13 protein-coding genes are annotated in these 16,131 nt (G+C 74.9%); 12 read left to right on the top strand and 1 reads right to left on the bottom strand.

The genetic code is table 11. The features are described from left to right. From RMN57_RS32830 to fabV, 5 genes are all read left to right on the top strand, one after another. Positions 1 to 861, top strand: a complete 861-nt coding sequence (locus RMN57_RS32830) for a TauD/TfdA family dioxygenase (protein ID WP_313766926.1) — start codon at positions 1 to 3, stop codon at positions 859 to 861. Continuing rightward, complete coding sequence (locus RMN57_RS32825; protein WP_313766925.1) at positions 858 to 1,625, top strand: SDR family oxidoreductase; 768 nt, start codon at positions 858 to 860, stop codon at positions 1,623 to 1,625. The genes RMN57_RS32830 and RMN57_RS32825 overlap by 4 nt, the downstream gene beginning before the upstream one ends. Positions 1,626 to 1,654: 29 nt before the next feature. Next, positions 1,655 to 2,716: a 2,3-diaminopropionate biosynthesis protein SbnA gene (sbnA, locus tag RMN57_RS32820; RefSeq protein ID WP_313766924.1), complete on the top strand. Its 1,062-nt coding sequence runs from the start codon at positions 1,655 to 1,657 to the stop codon at positions 2,714 to 2,716. Beyond that, positions 2,713 to 3,762, top strand: a complete 1,050-nt coding sequence (gene sbnB, locus RMN57_RS32815) for a 2,3-diaminopropionate biosynthesis protein SbnB (RefSeq protein WP_313766923.1) — start codon at positions 2,713 to 2,715, stop codon at positions 3,760 to 3,762. Before sbnA ends, sbnB begins: the two co-directional genes overlap by 4 nt. A 175-nt stretch (positions 3,763 to 3,937) precedes the next feature. Beyond that, a complete protein-coding gene (gene fabV / locus RMN57_RS32810; protein ID WP_313766922.1) occupies positions 3,938 to 5,137 on the top strand; it encodes an enoyl-[acyl-carrier-protein] reductase FabV in 1,200 nt (399 codons plus the stop codon). 142 nt (positions 5,138 to 5,279) lie between these two features. On the opposite strand, the gene RMN57_RS32805 is transcribed toward fabV, so the two are convergent. Then, positions 5,280 to 6,263, bottom strand: a complete 984-nt coding sequence (locus RMN57_RS32805; protein WP_313766921.1) for a helix-turn-helix transcriptional regulator — start codon at positions 6,261 to 6,263, stop codon at positions 5,280 to 5,282. 355 nt (positions 6,264 to 6,618) lie between these two features. On the opposite strand from RMN57_RS32805, the gene RMN57_RS32800 reads away from it, so the two are divergent. From RMN57_RS32800 to RMN57_RS32770, 7 genes are all read left to right on the top strand, one after another. Next, positions 6,619 to 6,882 carry a hypothetical protein gene (locus tag RMN57_RS32800; RefSeq protein WP_313766920.1) on the top strand — a complete coding sequence of 88 codons (264 nt, stop codon included), beginning with the start codon at positions 6,619 to 6,621 and terminating at the stop codon, positions 6,880 to 6,882. Positions 6,883 to 7,089: 207 nt separating this feature from the next. Continuing rightward, positions 7,090 to 7,341, top strand: coding sequence for a hypothetical protein (locus tag RMN57_RS32795; protein WP_313766919.1), 252 nt, complete (start codon positions 7,090 to 7,092; stop codon positions 7,339 to 7,341). 168 nt (positions 7,342 to 7,509) lie between these two features. Beyond that, positions 7,510 to 8,550, top strand: coding sequence for a BTAD domain-containing putative transcriptional regulator (locus RMN57_RS32790; protein ID WP_313766918.1), 1,041 nt, complete (start codon positions 7,510 to 7,512; stop codon positions 8,548 to 8,550). A 294-nt stretch (positions 8,551 to 8,844) separates the two neighbouring features. Beyond that, positions 8,845 to 11,637 carry a penicillin acylase family protein gene (locus RMN57_RS32785; RefSeq protein WP_313766917.1) on the top strand — a complete coding sequence of 931 codons (2,793 nt, stop codon included), beginning with the start codon at positions 8,845 to 8,847 and terminating at the stop codon, positions 11,635 to 11,637. A gap of 391 nt (positions 11,638 to 12,028) precedes the next feature. After that, positions 12,029 to 13,087, top strand: a complete 1,059-nt coding sequence (locus RMN57_RS32780) for a ketoacyl-ACP synthase III family protein (protein WP_313766916.1) — start codon at positions 12,029 to 12,031, stop codon at positions 13,085 to 13,087. Then, the gene (locus tag RMN57_RS32775) at positions 13,084 to 14,652 is read left to right on the top strand and encodes an AMP-binding protein (RefSeq protein ID WP_313766915.1); all 1,569 of its coding nucleotides are present in this window, start codon (positions 13,084 to 13,086) and stop codon (positions 14,650 to 14,652) included. The genes RMN57_RS32780 and RMN57_RS32775 overlap by 4 nt, the downstream gene beginning before the upstream one ends. Next, positions 14,642 to 16,129 (top strand): type III PLP-dependent enzyme, encoded by a 1,488-nt coding sequence (locus RMN57_RS32770; protein WP_313766914.1) that lies wholly within the window; start codon positions 14,642 to 14,644, stop codon positions 16,127 to 16,129. Before RMN57_RS32775 ends, RMN57_RS32770 begins: the two co-directional genes overlap by 11 nt. Positions 16,130 to 16,131 lie beyond the last annotated feature (2 nt).

Raw genomic sequence — 16,131 nt, 5'->3', positions numbered from 1 at the left:
ATGTCCGACGACACGGTGATCGACGCGAGCTGGGACGCCGCGTACCTGGACTCCCGACGGGACCAGTGGTCCCTGGAGCTGTCCGACGAGGACCGGCGGCTGTTGTGGGCCGATGCGCCGGCCGGGGGCCGGCGGGCCACGGACCGGGTGCGGGAGCGTCTGCACGCGTTCGTGCTGGACAGCACCCGGGCCTTCGGCTTCGCGCACGTCCGCAACCTGGCCGCGCCCGGCCCGACCGGCGAGCGGGAGATCGTCGCCGGCCTGTCGGCCCTGCTGCGCGAGTGGGGCAGGATCGTGCCGCAGAACACCCGGGGGGACCTGGCCCAGGTGCTGCGCGACCGCGACGGTGACGGCGCCACGGAGCTCGGTTTCCACTGCGACGCCTGCGACCTGCTGGTCCTGCTGTGCCTGCAGCCCGCCGTCCACGGCGGCGGGAACACCAGGCTCGCCAGCGCCCGGCGGGTCTACGACACCATTGAGCGGGAGCGGCCCGCGGCTCTGGACCACCTGTGCGAACCCTGGACGTTCGACCGGTCCGACCGCGGCGGGAGGGTCTCCGTCACGCCGATCTTCTTCACCCAGCCGGACGGGACCCTGGGCTGTCACTACCAGCCCCGCACCGTGCGGGCCTCGGCCGAACGCCACGGCGGCCCGCTGACCGCACCACAGCGACAGGCCCTGGACCTCCTCGACGAGGTCCTGCACCGGCCGCAGACCGCGTTCGACCTCCGGCTGGCCGCCGGCGAGCTACTGGTCGTCCGCAACAGCCGGGCGCTGCACGGACGTTCGCCGTTCACCGACCAGGTGGGCCCGCGCTCCCGCCGGATGCTGCGGTTCTGGATCGACGAGGAGGCGGCATGACCACCACCACCCCCGCGCACGGGAAGGTCGCGCTGGTCACCGGCGCCGGCAGCGGGCTGGGCCGGGCTAGCGCCCTGGCCCTCCTGGACAGCGGATGGTCGCTCGTCCTGGCCGGCCGGCGCAAGGACGCCCTGGACGGGACCGCGCAGCTCTCCTCGGCACCGCCGGAACGGATCCTCGGCACGCCCACCGACATCAGGGACCCGGAGCAGGTCGAGGCCCTCTTCGACGCCGTGCGGCACCGGTTCGGGCGGCTGGACCTGCTGGTCAACAACGCGGGCGCGCGCACCGTACGCAGGCCCGCCCCGGACGTGACGCTCGACGACTGGAACCTGGTGATGGACACCGTCGCCACCGGGGCCTTCCTCTGCGCCCGCGCGGCCTTCCGGCTGATGCGGGACCAGACACCGGGCGGCGGCCGCATCATCAACAACGGCGCCCCCTCCGCGTACACCCCGCGGCCGCACTCGGTCGCCTACACCGCCGCCAAGCACGCCCTGCTCGGCCTGACCCGGGCGCTGGCGCTGGACGGCCGCCCCTACGGCATCACCTGCGGGCAGATCGACGTGGGCAACGTCGCCCCGTTCGACGGCAGCCCGCAGCCTCCGGCGCTGCAGGCCGACGGCACCAGGGCCGCCGAGGACACCGTCCCGGTCGAGCGGTTCACCGAGGCCCTGCTGCTGATGGCCTCGATGCCCCCGGACAGCACCGTGCAGTACCTCACCGTGCTGCCCGCCACCATGCCCTTCATCGGCCGGGGCTGACCCCCGCGGCCGAGGGAAGCGAGCGACCCATGACGATCATCTCCACGGCGGACGAGCTGTTCGACGGCGACCTCTGCATCGACCTCCGACGGACCCTCGGCATCCCGCTGTACCTCAAGTGCGAGGGGTTCAACTTCACCGGCTCCATCAAGATCAGGGCCGCGGTGTCCATGGTCTCCGCGGGCATCCAGCAGGGCCTGATCACCCGGGACTCCACCATCGTCGAGTCCTCCTCGGGCAACCTCGGCGTGGCCCTGAGCGTGGTCGCCGCGGCCAGGTCACTGCGCTTCGTCTGCGTGACCGACCCGAAGTGCAACCCGGCCACCGTCAAGCTGATGTGCGCACTGGGCACCCGGGTCGTGGTGGCGGAGACGCCGGACGCCGCCGGAAGCCACCTCTCGGCGCGCAAGGAGCTCGTGCGGGAGCTGTGCCGCCGCAACGCCGGCTACGTCTGGCTCAACCAGTACGAGAACCCGGCCAACTGGATCGCCCACTACGAGACCACCGCGCCGCTGATCGCCAAGCAGTTCCCCGAGCTGCACGTGCTCTTCGTCGGTACCGGCACGGGCGGCACACTCACCGGGTGCTCCCGGTACTTCCGGGAGAACCGCCCCGACGTGCGCGTCGTCGCCGTGGACACCGTCGGTTCGGTGAACTTCGGGATGCCTGCGGGCCCCCGTCACCTGCCGGGGGTGGGCGCCGGCGAGCGCATGCCGCTGCTCGACGCGGCCCCGGTCCACGACCTCGTACAGGTACCGGAGCAGGACACCGTGCGCACGTGCAGGTGCCTGGCCCGACAGGGCTTCCTGCTGGGCGGATCCACCGGGACGGTGGTCAGCGGCGCAGCCCGCTGGCTGGCCCGGCACGACCCGGCGGGCACCCGCACCTCCGTGGCGGTCTCCGCCGACACGGGGGAACGCTACCTCGACACGGTGTACGACGACTCCTGGGTCCGGCGCACCTACGGCGCGCTCGCCGGACTCGACGCGCTCGACCCACCCGAGTGGCTCGCCCCACCCGACGGGCCCGACGGGCTCGACCGGCTCGACGGGCTCGGCGAGCCCACCGAGGACGGAGGTGACCGGCCATGAGCGGCGTCCGGACCAGCCCCCCGGTGTTCTCCGTGGTGCCCGGACGAGCGGTGCACCAGTGCCTGCGCGAACGGCGGGCGGACGTCATCGACCTGGTGGAGCGCACCTACCGGCTGCACGGGCAGCGGCAGACCGTCAACCCGCCCTCGTACTTCCTGCGCTTCCCCGACCGCCCCGCGTCGCGGATCATCGCCCTGCCCGCCTCGCTCGGTGGTGACGACGGGGTCGACGGGGTCGACGGGATCAAATGGGTCTCCAGCTTCCCGACCAACCTCGATCTGGGCATCCCGCGCGCCTCGGCGCTGCTACTGCTCAACGATCCGAGGACGGGCTACCCCTTCGCCTGCCTGGAAGGGTCGATCATCAGCGCCGCGCGCACCGCCGCGTCCGCCGCCTCCGCCGCCCGCCGGCTGGCCGCCTCGCGTACCGTCCCCCGCCGGATCGGGTTCTTCGGCACCGGGCTGATCGCCAGGTTCGTCCACGACTACCTGACCGAACTCGGCTGGGACGTCGAGGAGTACGGCGTCTTCGACCTCGACGCGCGGTGTGCCGGGTCGTTCGCCGCGCAGGTCCTCGCACCCACCCGCCGCCCGGTCCGCGTCCATGACGGGCCGCAGAGCCTGATCCGCTCCAGCGACCTGCTGGTCTTCGCCACCACGGCCTCCGCGCCGCACGTCGTCGACCCGAGCTGGTTCGACCACGACCCCCTCGTCCTGCACATCTCCCTGCGCGACCTAGGGACCGAGGTGCTCCTGCGGAGCGTCAACGTCGTCGACGACGCGGACCACGCCCTGAAGGCCGACACCTCCGTCCACCTGGCCGAACAGCGGACCGGTGCGCGGGACTTCCTGCACGCGACGCTGTACGACGTCCTCACCGGAGCGTTCACCGCCCCGCCCGACCGGACCGTGGTGTTCTCCCCGTTCGGCCTGGGCGTGCTGGACCTCGCCGTCGGCGCCTTCGTCTACCGGGAGGCCGCCGCCGCCGGCAGCGCGATCCCCATCAGCGGCTTCTTCCACGAGCTCGACCGCCACCGCAGCACCTGAGCCCGCACGGGCGGAGCTCGCGCGGACAAGATCGACATCTACAGGATTCCCGGCCGGAGCCTGGTGGGTATCGCCACGTCCCCCTCCGGACCGACCGGCCAGGATGGAGTCCGGCCGGCCCGGAGCGGGCTCGTGGACCAGTCGGCCCGACGACCCGCCAGCACGAAGGAAACCGATGACCCTCCGCCAGATCAAGCCCGGGAACCGCGGCTTCCTCTACGTCAACTCGCACCCCGCGGGCTGCGCCGCCGTCGTCGACGAGCTGTGGCAGCAGACCCCCGCGCCCTCCGGCCCGGACACCGGGGCGGGGCCGGTCGCCCTGATCATCGGTTCCAGCGCCGGCTACGGCCTCGCCGCCACCGTCGCCGCGCTGCGCACCCACGGGATGCGCGGGCTCGGCATCGCCTTCGAGGCCCCCGAGACCGAGCGCCGGACCGCCTCCGGCGGCTGGTACCGGACGGCCCGCACCGCCGAGCTCGCCGGACCGGACGGCGACTTCGCCTTCCTCAACGCGGACGCCTTCTCGGACGCGGCCAAGGAGCAGGCGCTGGACCACCTCGCCGCCCGGTACGGCCGGGTCGACCACCTCGTCTACAGCGTGGCCGCGCCCCGCCGCACCGACCCGGCCACCGGCGAGGTCCACCACTCGGCGATCAAGCCCCTCGGGTCCGCCTACCGCGCCAAGACCCTGCAGTTCGACGGCGACACCCCGCTCGTCGGCTCCCTGGAACTCGACCCCGCCGTCGACGCCGAGCGCGATGCGACCGTGCAGGTCATGGGCGGCGCCGACTGGAAGCTCTGGGTCGACGCCCTGACGGACCGCGGCCTCGTCCACCCCGGCTTCCACACGGTGGCGCTGACCTACGTGGGCTCGGACCTGACCGCGCCGATCTACCGGGCCGGCACCATCGGCGCGGCCAAGCAGCACCTGGAGGACACCGCGCGCCGCCTCCAGCAGGACCTGGCCCCGCTCGGCGGACAGGCCCACACCGTGGTCGCCGGCGCGGCCGTCACCCAGGCGTCCACGGCCATCCCGTCCATCGCCCTCTACACCAGCCTCCTCCGCGCCGAACTCGGCGACGGCTTCCGGAGCACCGCCCAGCAGGCCACCGCCCTCTGGCAGCAGCTCACCGGCGCGGCGCCGCTCCAGCTCGACGAGGAGCAGCGGATCCGCCTGGACGGCTGGGAGATGGACGAGGAGGTCCAGGCCGCCGTCCACGCGCGCTGGGCCGCCGCGACCACCGACACGCTGGCCGAGCTCGCGGACACCGACTGGTTCCGGGCGCAGGTGGGCCGGCTCTACGGGTGGCACGTCCCCGGGACGGACTACGACGCCCCGGTCCGGACCACGGTCCCCTGGCCGTCCGGGATCTGAGCCGGATGGGATCCGAGCCGCCCCCGGCGCGGGCCGGGGCCCGAGCCGCCGGGATCCGGGCCGCCGGGGCCCGGCCCGCGCCGGGGCGGGCGGGAGCGCGCGACGCCACGCCGCCCGCCGTGCGGGCGGACCCGGCGGGCCGTCAGAGCAGGCCGCGCTCGGTGACCCGCTGACCGAGCTGGAAGCGGCTCTGGGCACCGAGCTGGTCCATCAGGTCGGTGATCATCCGGCGCTCGGTCCGGAGGGAGACCCCGAGGCGACGGGCCGCGGCCTCGTCGGTGAGGCCGGCGGAGAGCAGGCGGAGCAGTTCGCGCTGCTGCGGTGTGATCTCGCCGGCCGGGGTGGCGGGGGCGGCGCCGAGCACCTCGGACTGCTCCCAGATCTGGTCGAAGAGCGCGCACAGGCCGGCGACCGCGCCGAGCTCGCGGATCACGGCCACGCCCTTGGTCAGGTCGTCGGGGTCCAGCGGGACCATCGCGACCTCGCGGTCCACGATCTGCATCCGCATCGGCAGGACGCTGGTGGTGCGGGTCTCGCCGCCCTGCGCGGCCAGCCAGTTGGCGTGCTCGACGCTGCCCGGGTCGTTGCGGATGCTGCTCAGGTAGACGGTCTTCACCTTGACCCCGCGGTCCAGCAGCGCCTGCGTGATCGGGCGGCTGGCCTCGCGGTTCTCCGGGGTCTGCTTGCCGCCGGGGGCGAAGGACATCGTCTCGCGGCAGGCCTGGGCACCCAACTCCTCCAGGCGGGCCCGGATCTCGTCCAGGCCCGTCAGGTGCTCGACGCCGCCGGAGCCCTCCTCGGGCCGCAGCATGGAGTACTCCGCGACCAGCCCGGCGATCGCGGCCCGGCTGGACTCGACCTCGTGCTGCTTGCGCGCGACCTCGGCCTGGCGGCGGGCGATGAGCGCCTCGAAAGCGACCTTGGGACTGACCGTGCGCATCGCGCCGCCGCCCTCCCAGGACGGGCGGATCAGCTCGTGGTCGGCCAGCTCGTCCATCGCGGCGCGGACGGCCGCCTCCGCCCAGGCGAGCGACCCGGCGATGCGGACCACGCCCCAGTCCGGCTGACTCAGCATGAGGCGGTAGACGGCCTCGGCCTCGCGCGTGAGTCCCAGCGTGGTCAGCATTCGATCGGCCCCCTGACGGTGAAACGGGCTGCGCCGCAACCAGGAATCGGTTCGCGCACGTACGGCAATGGACACAGAGCCCCGGCGTGCACATCTGAGCAGGTCCAGGTCAGAAAATACCACCGTCGCCGAAAGCCCAGGCACCCGCCGATCAGCCGGTGTTCCGTGCCACCACAGGGGGACGAAACCGGACGGGGACGCACCGGAGGCGAGCCAGGACCGAACGGCGGCCGGCGATCGCAGAACGGGATCGATCACAGGAAATCGGACTTTCGGGCTGGCACAGGCAGGCCATGGCAAGAACGTGCCCGCGCGAGCCCGCCTGTCGGCGCCCGACTTCCAGCATCGTGGCTGCGTGCATGTCGTTCACTTCACCATGACCCGCCCCCGCGACGCGCCGGTTCCGGCCGACGGCACGGTGGCCACCGCGTTGCGCGCCGCCGCCCACCTCCACCGCGGCCCGGAACACATCCGCGTGCACGGCTCGCGCGCCGGCGCGCGGGGCGTGATGTTCGTGATCGCACCGTGCCCGGACACCGCCCGCGCCCTCTGCCTGACCGTCTGCGCCCAGGCGATCGCCGGGACGCCGGAACTAAGCGGCTGGTTCGTCCACGTTTGACCGCCCCGGCACACCCGGCACGATCCGGCCGCCGCCGCTGACACAGATATGCCAGCGACAACTTGTGTCACCCGAGAGCTGGGACAACCGGCTTGCGGGCCGGGCAGAATCGAAGTGTCGAAGCGCGGCGAGCAGCAGCACGGACCGCCGCCCCGCCGATCACCCACACCACACGACCGGGCATCCCCATGCCCGAAAGGAGCGACCATGTCCGCCCTGAAGATCCGCCTCGCCTCCGCCCTCGCCGCCGCCACCGTGGTCCTGGGAGCCGCCGCAGGGCTCGCCGCCGTCGGCACCGGGACCACCGCACCGGACCGCGGCGCCGTCACCCTCGCCGGCCAGGAGCCGACCACGGCGACCACGGCGACCACGGCGACCACCAACTCCACCACCAGCACCACCAACACGGGCTCCCAGCACCACAACTCGGACACCAACGACATGGGCTGGCAGTGGTGAACCGGCGCCGGCCCGCCCGGCACCACCGTCCGGCCGGCCCGGACCCGCGCCGCCCCGGATCCGACCGACCCTGACCGGACCCGGCCCCGGCGCGGCCCTGACCCCGCACCAGCTCCCACAACTGCGTCCGAGCCGCCACGCGACGGCCCCGGCTCGGCGGAGGCTGCCATGACCACTCCTCTCCTTCCGACCACCCACCCGGCCGGCCTCAGCTTCGAACTGCTGGGTGAAGTCCGGGGCTGGCGGGACGGCATCGAACTCCCGCTCGGAGCGCCCCGCCAGCGCGCCCTGCTCGCCGTCCTGCTGCTGCGCGCCGGCTCGCCCGTCGGCCGCGACCACCTGATCGACGGGATCTGGGGCGACGCCACCGTGGCGGACGGCGCCAACCTGGTGCAGGCGTACGTCTCCAAGCTGCGCAGGCTCTTCGAGCCCGACCGGGCACCGCGCACCACCGGCGGCGTGCTCACCCGGGTCGGCGCCTCCTACCGGCTCTCCGTCGGCCCCCACCAGTGCGACCTCGGCCGCTTCGAGCGGTCGGTGGCCGATGCCCGGGCGCTGCGCTCGGCCGGGCAGCCCGAGGGCGCCGAACGGACCCTCGCCGCCGCCCTGGACTCCTGGTCCGGCCCCGCGCTCACCGGAGTCAGCGGCCCGCTGCTCGACGTCGAACGCGCCCGGCTCGCGGAGCTTCGGCTGGCCGTGGTCGAGGAGCACGCCGAGCTGGCGCTCCAACTCGGCGGCCACGCCTGGCTGGTGCCCCACCTGCTCGTCCTCACCACCGAGCACCCGTACCGCGAGCGGCTCTGGGCCCTGCTCATGGTCTCGCTCTACCGGGGCAGCCGGCAGGCCGACGCGCTGGCCGCGTACCAGCGGGCCCGCCACACCCTGACGGAGAACCTCGGCCTGCTGCCGGGGCCGGAACTGCGCAGCATCGAGGAGGCGATCCTCGCCGGACGCCCCGATCCGCTCGTGCCGGCCCGCCCCGCCGTCCCGCTCTCCCTCGCCCGCCCCGTCACCCCGGTCGAGCCGGGCGGCGACCCGGCCGCCCCGGGCCAGGACGTACCGGCGGCGCCGGCGGCGGAGCTCCGCACCGACCCGGCGGCCGGGCGCCCCCACCTGGCCCTGGTCGGCACGACGCCGGCCACCGTACCCGCACCGCGTGCAGCCGCACGCGGCCCCTGGGCCGACGGCCCGACCCGCCTGGCCCGCTGAGGCCGCGGACCCGCACGCCCCGGTCCGCTGCGCCCCGTGCGGCCGGGAACCGTGCGGTCGTGAACTCCCGTGACCGCCCTCCTCCCTGCCGGCCCGGCCGGCCGCGGCGGCCCCGGCGCCCGGCCCTGTGCGGGCGCCTGCCCGTCCGCCGCGCCCACACTGCCCGCGTGCTCGCCCACGCCTGCCCCCGCGCCTGCCCTTTCGCTCCCCCGCCGCCGTGCGCCCGCGCCTGCCCGCGCGCACGGCGGCACTTGCCATGGCCGGAATCCCGTCGAGACAAGGAAGCACCGCCCCGTGACAGTCCAGACCGACACCACCACGCCGGACGATCCGCGTCCGGCCACCGAACCCGTAGCCGAACCCGAACCCGTAGCCGAGCCCGAACCCGTGGCGGAGGCCGGGCACGCACCGGCCGCGGGAGCCGTACCGGGGACCGGGCACACTCCCGACCCCGTCACCTCCGACCCCGTCACGTCCGACACCGCGACGCCCGCCGATGTCGTCCCCGCGCCGCGCCCACGGCGCCGGCGGCGCGTGCTGCGGATCCTCAAGCGCACCGCGATCGTCCTCACCGCCCTGGTCCTGCTCGCCGCCGGCAGCCTGGCCGGCTACGCGTACTGGACGGTGCAGCGCTCGCTGCCGCAGCTGTCCGGCACCACCACCGTGCCGGGGCTGCACGGCGAGGCCCGGATCGTCCGGGACGCCTCCGGCATCCCACAGATCTACGCCGACAGCGCGCACGACCTCTTCCTCGCCGAGGGCTACGCCCAGGCCCAGGACCGGTTCTGGCAGATGGACGTCCAACGGCACGTCACCGCCGGCCGGCTGGCCGAGATGTTCGGCCCGAGCGAGGTGCAGACCGACAAGGTGGCGCGCACCTTCGGCTGGTACCGGGTGGCCGAGCAGGAGGTGACGATGCTGTCGCCGCAGACCCAGGAGTACCTGCGGGCCTTCTCCGACGGCGTCAACGCCTACCTCGGCCGGCACGAGGGCGCCGAGCTGTCGGTGGAGTACCCGGTGCTCGGCTTCGTCGCCGACGACTACCGGCCCGAGCCGTGGACCCCGGCCGACTCGGTCTCCTGGCTGAAGACCATGGCCTGGAACCTCAACACCGGCATGATCGACCAGTTCGAGCACGCGATGCTGCCCGCCGACCTGCCGGACGGGGCGTCCGACGACCTCTTCCCCGAGTACGACTACCGGCGCTGGACGCCCATCGTCCCCGACCGGGCGCCCGCCGCCGCCCAGCCCGCGGCGGACGACCGGACGGCACCCGCCGCGCCCGCCCCGCCGGCCGTCCCCGCCGCAGCCTCGGCCGCGCTGGCCGACAGCGCGGCGGTGCGCACCGTCCTGGCCGCCGTCCTCGGCCCGCAGGGCACCGGTATCGGTTCCAACTCCTGGGTGGTGGCCGGCAGTCGCACCACCACCGGCAAGCCGATGCTGGAGAACGACCCGCACCTGACCCCCTCGCTGCCGGGTATCTGGTACCAGGTCGGCCTGCACTGCACCCGGCTCGGCCCGGACTGCGCCTTCGACGTCAGCGGCTTCACCTTCGCCGGTATGCCGGGCGTGGTGATCGGCCACAACGCCGACATCGCCTGGGGCTTCACCGACCTCGGCGCCGCCGACTCCGACCTGTTCGTCGAGCGGGTCGACGGTTCCACCTACGAGCACGAGGGGAGCCGGCTGCCACTGACCCTCCGCCAGGAGCGGATCAAGGTGGCGGGCGGACGTCCGGTCGACCTGACCGTCCGGTCGACCCTGCACGGCCCGCTGATCTCGGACGTGCTCAAGACCGCCGGCGAGGTGGCCGACCGCGGCCGGGTGCCGGACGTCCCGCCGCACGGCGAGCAGGACGGCTACGCGGTGGCCATGCAGTGGACCGCACTCGACCCCGCCCCCACGGTGGACGCCCTCTTCGCCCTCGACCGGGCGAAGGACTGGAAGGACTTCCGCGCCGCCGCCGCGGTCTTCGCCTCCCCCGTGCAGAACATGATCTACGCGGACACCGCCGGCAACATCGGCTACCAGACGCCGGGCCGCATCCCCGTCCGCAAGGCCGGCGACAGCCGCCGCCCGGTGCCGGGCTGGACCGGCGCCTACGACTGGACCGGCTACCTGCCCTTCGACCAGCTGCCCACCAGCTTCAACCCGCCCGAGGGCTACATCGTCACCGCCAACAACGCGGTCGTCGGCCCCGGCTACCCGCACCTGATCGGCGCCGACTGGGGCACCGGCTACCGCAGCCGCCGGATCGGCGAACTGATCGAGCAGGCCGGCAAGCTGGACGTCGCGGCGATGGAGCGGATCACCCAGGACACCTGGAACGGCAACGCCGCCAACCTGGTCCCGCACCTGCTCCGGGTCCAGGTCGGCGCCGAGGCCGGGCCGGCCCGGGACCTGCTGCGCGGCTGGGACTTCACCCAGGGCGCCGACTCGGCACCGGCCGCATACTTCAACGCGGTCTGGCGCGAGCTGTTGAAGGAGGCCTTCACCGACCGGCTGAGCCGGGCCGGGGTCAAGGGCTACGCCTACCCGGACGGCGGCGGCCACTGGTTCGACGTGGTGCGCGGGCTGCTCGACAAGCCGGACAGCCTCTGGTGGACCAGTACCGCCGACCCCGCCGTCCAGGGCCGCGACGCGATGCTGCGCCGGGCGATGGAGCAGGCCGCCACCGACCTGCGCAAGCGGCTCGGCGACGACCCGCAGAAGTGGCGCTGGGGTGCCCTGCACACCCTGACGCTGGAGAACCCCACCCTGGGTACCGCCGGCCCGGCCCCGCTGCAGTGGCTGCTGAACGCCGACCCGATCGGCGTCGGCGGCGGCACCGACACGGTGCTGGCCAACGGCTGGGACCCGAAGAAGGGCTTCGAGGTGATCTGGGTCCCGTCGATGCGGATGGTGGTGGACCTGGCGGACTTCGAGCGCTCCCGCTGGATCAACCTGACCGGCGCCTCCGGCCACGCCACCGCGGACACCTACACCGACCAGACGAAGCTCTGGGCCAGGGGCGAAAGCCTGTCCTGGCCGTACGGGACGGCAGCGGTGGACGCCACCGCCCGCGACCACCTGCGCCTCACCCCCTGAGGACGCGCCGCCGCCCTCATCCCCGGAGCTCCTTCCGGAGGTCCCACCCGGTGCCCGGTCCCGCCCACGGCGGGGCCGGGCACCGGCGTGCGACCGGTGGGACCTCCAAGGGGCTGGGACCTCCGGGGACTCCGGGGACTCCGGGGGCTTCAGTGCCGCTTCAGTGCGGTTTCAGTCCGCTGCCGGTGGGCCGCCGGTCGGCGGCCCGTCCGCCCTCAGCGGCACCACCCCGGCCGGTCAGTGGGCCGTCCGTGCGCCGTCAGACGGAGGGCAGCGGAGCACCGACCGGGCGCCAGTGGAGGGCAACCGCGCGGCAGGCGACGGGCGGAAGCATCGTCACCGACAGTCGCCCCCGGCAGAGCGCTGCCACGGGGCCGGAGATCGGAGGGACATGCGCTGGGAGCAGGTGTACCTGGCCGGCACGGGTGTCTGGCTGGCCGACCGCGCGGACGCCGCCGCGGCGGTCGCGGCCGGTGCGTACGACGCCCGGGAACACGCCGTCAACCGGATCGACTCGGTCAGCGCGGCCACCGCCGGCGGGCCGGACGACCTGGCACCACCGGAGATGGCGGTCCGCGCGGCCCGCACCGCGCTGCGCCGGGCGGGCCGCACGGCCGAGCGGATCGGCACCGTCTTCCACAGCTACCTGTGGTTCCAGGGCGCCGAGTTGTGGCCCGCCGCCGCATACGTGGCGCAGCACGCGGTCGGCCCGGCGGTGCCCGCCTTCGACCTGCTGCAGCAGTGCAACGCAGGGCTCTCCGGGATGGAGCTGGCGGCCCGTCAGCTCCGGGCGGGCGGGCCCGGCCGGGACGAGGCCGTGCTGCTGACCACGGCCGACCGCTTCGCGCCGCCGGCCTTCGACCGCTGGCGGGCCGAGCGGGGCATGGTCTACGGCGACGGCGGCACCGCCGTGGTCCTGAGCTCCTCCCCCGAGAACGCGGTCGGCCGGCTGCTGGCCACCGCCACCCGGGTGGACAACTCGCTGGAGGGCCTGGCCCGGGGCACCGGCTTCCGCCCCGGCCCGGAGGCGGCGGACCGCCCGGTGGACCTGGGGGCGCGGACCGAGGAGTACTTCCGCACCCACCGCAACCTGCGGGCCGTGACGCTGCGGACGGCCGAGGTGGCGGCGGAGTCGATCCGGGCCGCGCTGGCCGAGGCCGACACGCCGATCGAGCACATCGCCCGGGTCGTCCTCAACGCCACCGGGCACCAGCGGATGCTCTGGCAGCTGGAACAGCAGCTGGGCGTCGACGAGAAGCGCTCCACCTGGGAGTTCTGCCGCGAGGTGGGCCACCTGGGCGCAGGGGACCACATCGCCGGTCTGAACGAGCTGCTGGAGACCGGCGAGGTGGCCGCGGGCGACCGGGTCCTGCTGGTCGGCGGCGGCACCGGCTACAGCTGCACCAGCGCGGTCGTCGAGATCACCGATCCCGCGGGCGGGTGCTCATGAGCACCCTCGCCGTGGGCGCGCCGCACACCGCGGACGCGCCGAACGCGCCCGGCGGGGACGGCACGGACGGCGGGGACGGCACCGTGGTCGTCGACCTGCTCGACGCGACCGCCGCCGCCCGCCCCACCGCGCCGGCCGTCCGGGACGCCGACGGCGCCTGGAGCTACGCCGAACTGGCCCGTGCCAGCCGCACGGTGGCCGCCTGGCTGCGCGGCCCCGGCGGTGTCTCACCGGGCGACCGGGTGGTCCTGCGACTGGGCAACCGGCGGGAGTTCGCCGCGCTGTACTACGGCGTGCTGCGCGCCGGCGCCGTCGCGGTGCCGCTGAACCCGGAGATGAAGCCCTTCGTGCTGCGCGGGGTGCTGACGGACGCCGCGCCCGCCGTCGTGGTGCTCGACGCGTCCGAGGCGGAGCCGGTCCGCGAGGCGGTCGCCGCCTGCGGTGCCCGGTCGGCCGTGCCCGCCGAACTCCTGGCCCACGACGGCGCGGAGGCTCACGACTACCCGGCCGGCCGGCCGGCCGCCGACGCCGTCGCCCAGCTGATCTACACCTCCGGCAGCACCTCCGCGCCCAAGGGCGTGGTCTGCACCCACCGCCAGGTGGTCTTCGCGGCCCGGGCGATCGCCCGCCGCCTCGCCTACCGGCCGGACGACGTGGTGCTCGCCGCGCTGCCGCTCTCCTTCGACTACGGCCTCTACCAGCTCCTGCTGGCCGCGATCGGCGGCGCCGAGGTGGTGCTGGCGGATGCCGCCGCGCCGGTGCGGGTGCTGACGGCGCTGCGCGAGCGCCGGGCCACCGTCGTCCCCGTGGTGCCCTCGCTGGCCGGGATGCTGTGCCGGCTCGCGGCCCGCGGCACGCCGCCGGACCACGTCCGGCTGTTCACCAACACCGGTGCCGCACTGGCCGGTTCGGCCATCGAGGAGCTGCGCTCCGGCTTCCCGGGCGCGGCCGTGGTGGCGATGTACGGGATCACCGAGTGCAAGCGGGTGACGATCGCGGAGCCGGACGCCGACCGCGAGCGCCCCGGCTCGGTGGGCCGGGCGCTGGACGGCACCACGGTCGAGGTCCTCGACGACCGGGGCCGTGCGCTGCCGCCGGGCGAGGTGGGCGAGATCGTCGTCGGCGGCCCGCACGTGATGGCCGGCTACTGGAACGCGCCCGAGCTGACCGCCCGCCGCTACCGCCCCGACCCGAGCACCGGCCGGATCCGGCTGCACACCGGCGACCACGGCCGGCTGGACGAGGCCGGGCACCTCTACTTCGCCGGGCGCCTCGACGACCAGTTCAAGCGGCGCGGCGTCCGGATGGGCACGCCGGAGATCGAGGCCGCCGCCCTGGACGTGCCGGGGGTGCGGGCCGCCGCCGCGCTGCCTCCCCGGGACGGGCAGGACCTGCGCCTGGTCGTCACCGGCGAGGAGGGCCTGACCGAGCGCCTGGTCCTCGAAGGCCTGGAGCAGCGGCTGGAGCCGGCGAAGGTGCCCGCCGTCTGCCGGGTCCTCGCCCGGATGCCGCTCACCCCCAACGGCAAGATCGACCGGAAGGCGCTGGAGAACGATGCGCACTGACCACTCCCCCGGCCCCGGAACGGCCACCGGCCCCGCAACGGCCCCCGCCCCCGGTCGGACGCCCGCCGAGGAGCTGCCCGCCGAGGGACGACGGCTCGCCGAGGACGCGCTGGCGGCCGAGCTGGTGCGCCGCTACGGCAGCCCGCTGTACGTCTACGACCTGGACCGGGTCGCCCTGGCCGCCGCCGACCTGCGCGCGGCCCTGCCCGAACGCGCCCGGCTCTACTACTCGTTGAAGGCGAACCCGCACCCCGAACTGGTCCGCGCCCTGCGCCTGGCCGGCTGCCGCCCGGAGATCTGCTCGACCGGCGAACTGGCCGCCGCGCTGGCGGCCGGCTTCGACGGGGCCGACTGCCTCTACGGCGGCCCGGGCAAGACCGCCCGGGAACTGCGCGAGGCGCTGGCGGCCGGGGTGCGGACCTTCTCCGTCGAGTCGCCGGCCGACCTGCGCCGGGTCGGCGCCGAGGCCCGGGCCCACGGGGTGACCGCACGCTGCCTGCTGCGGATCAACGGCACCGGCGCGGGCGCGGGCGTCGGCCTGCGGATGACCGGCGGGGCCTCCCAGTTCGGCCACGACATCGCGGACGGCCTCCCGGACCTCGCCGAATTCACGGTCGACGGCGTGGAGTTGTGCGGCCTGCACTTCTTCCCGCTGACCAACGCGGCCGACCCGGCGGGGCTGCTCGCCGAGGCGGTCGCCTCCATCCGGACCGCCGCCGCGCTGGAGGCCCACTGGGGCCTGCCGCTGCGGATGCTCGACCTCGGCGGCGGCTTCGCCTGCCCGTACGCGGCACCGGGCGAGCGGCCGCGCTACCACGCCCTGCGCGAACCGCTGACGGCCGCGCTGGACGAGCACCTGCCGGGCTGGCAGGGGCGGTTGGAGCTGGCCTTCGAGTCCGGTCGGTACCTCGTCGGCGACAGCGGGCGGCTGATCTGCACCGTCACCGAGGTCAAGGAGAGCCGGGGCACCACGTACGGCGTGCTGGACAGCGGGATCAACCACCTCGGCGGGCTCTCCGGCGTCGGCCGGCTGCCCTCGCTGCGCGCCGAACCGCTGCGCGTCGCCGCCCCCTCGTCCGCCGCCTCGTCCTCCCCGCCCGCACCCGCGTCCTCGCCCGCCGACGGGACCGCCGGGACCCGCCGGGTGGCGCTGGTCGGACCGCTCTGCACCCCCGCCGACGTGATCAGCCGGGCCGCCGAGACCGTCCCCCCGCGGGCGGGCGACCTGCTGGCCGTGCCCAACGTCGGCGCGTACGGCGCCACCGCGAGCCTGCTCGGCTTCCTGAGCCGCCCGGCCCCGGCCGAGGTCACGGTGCGGGACGGCCGGGTGGTCGGCGCCGACCGCCTCACCCTCAGGCGCGAGCCGCTGCCCGGCCGCCACCACACCACCGAGCGCCACCCCGTCGATCACCCCACCGAGCACCACCCCACCGAGCACCACCCCACCGAGCACCACCCCACCGATACGAGGAGCTGAAC

Source organism: Kitasatospora sp. CM 4170 (genome assembly GCF_032110285.1).
GTDB classification, from domain to species: Bacteria; Actinomycetota; Actinomycetes; order Streptomycetales; family Streptomycetaceae; genus Kitasatospora; species Kitasatospora aburaviensis.
Note: the sequence above shows the minus strand (reverse complement) of the source record. Positions and strands in the feature narration are given on the sequence as shown.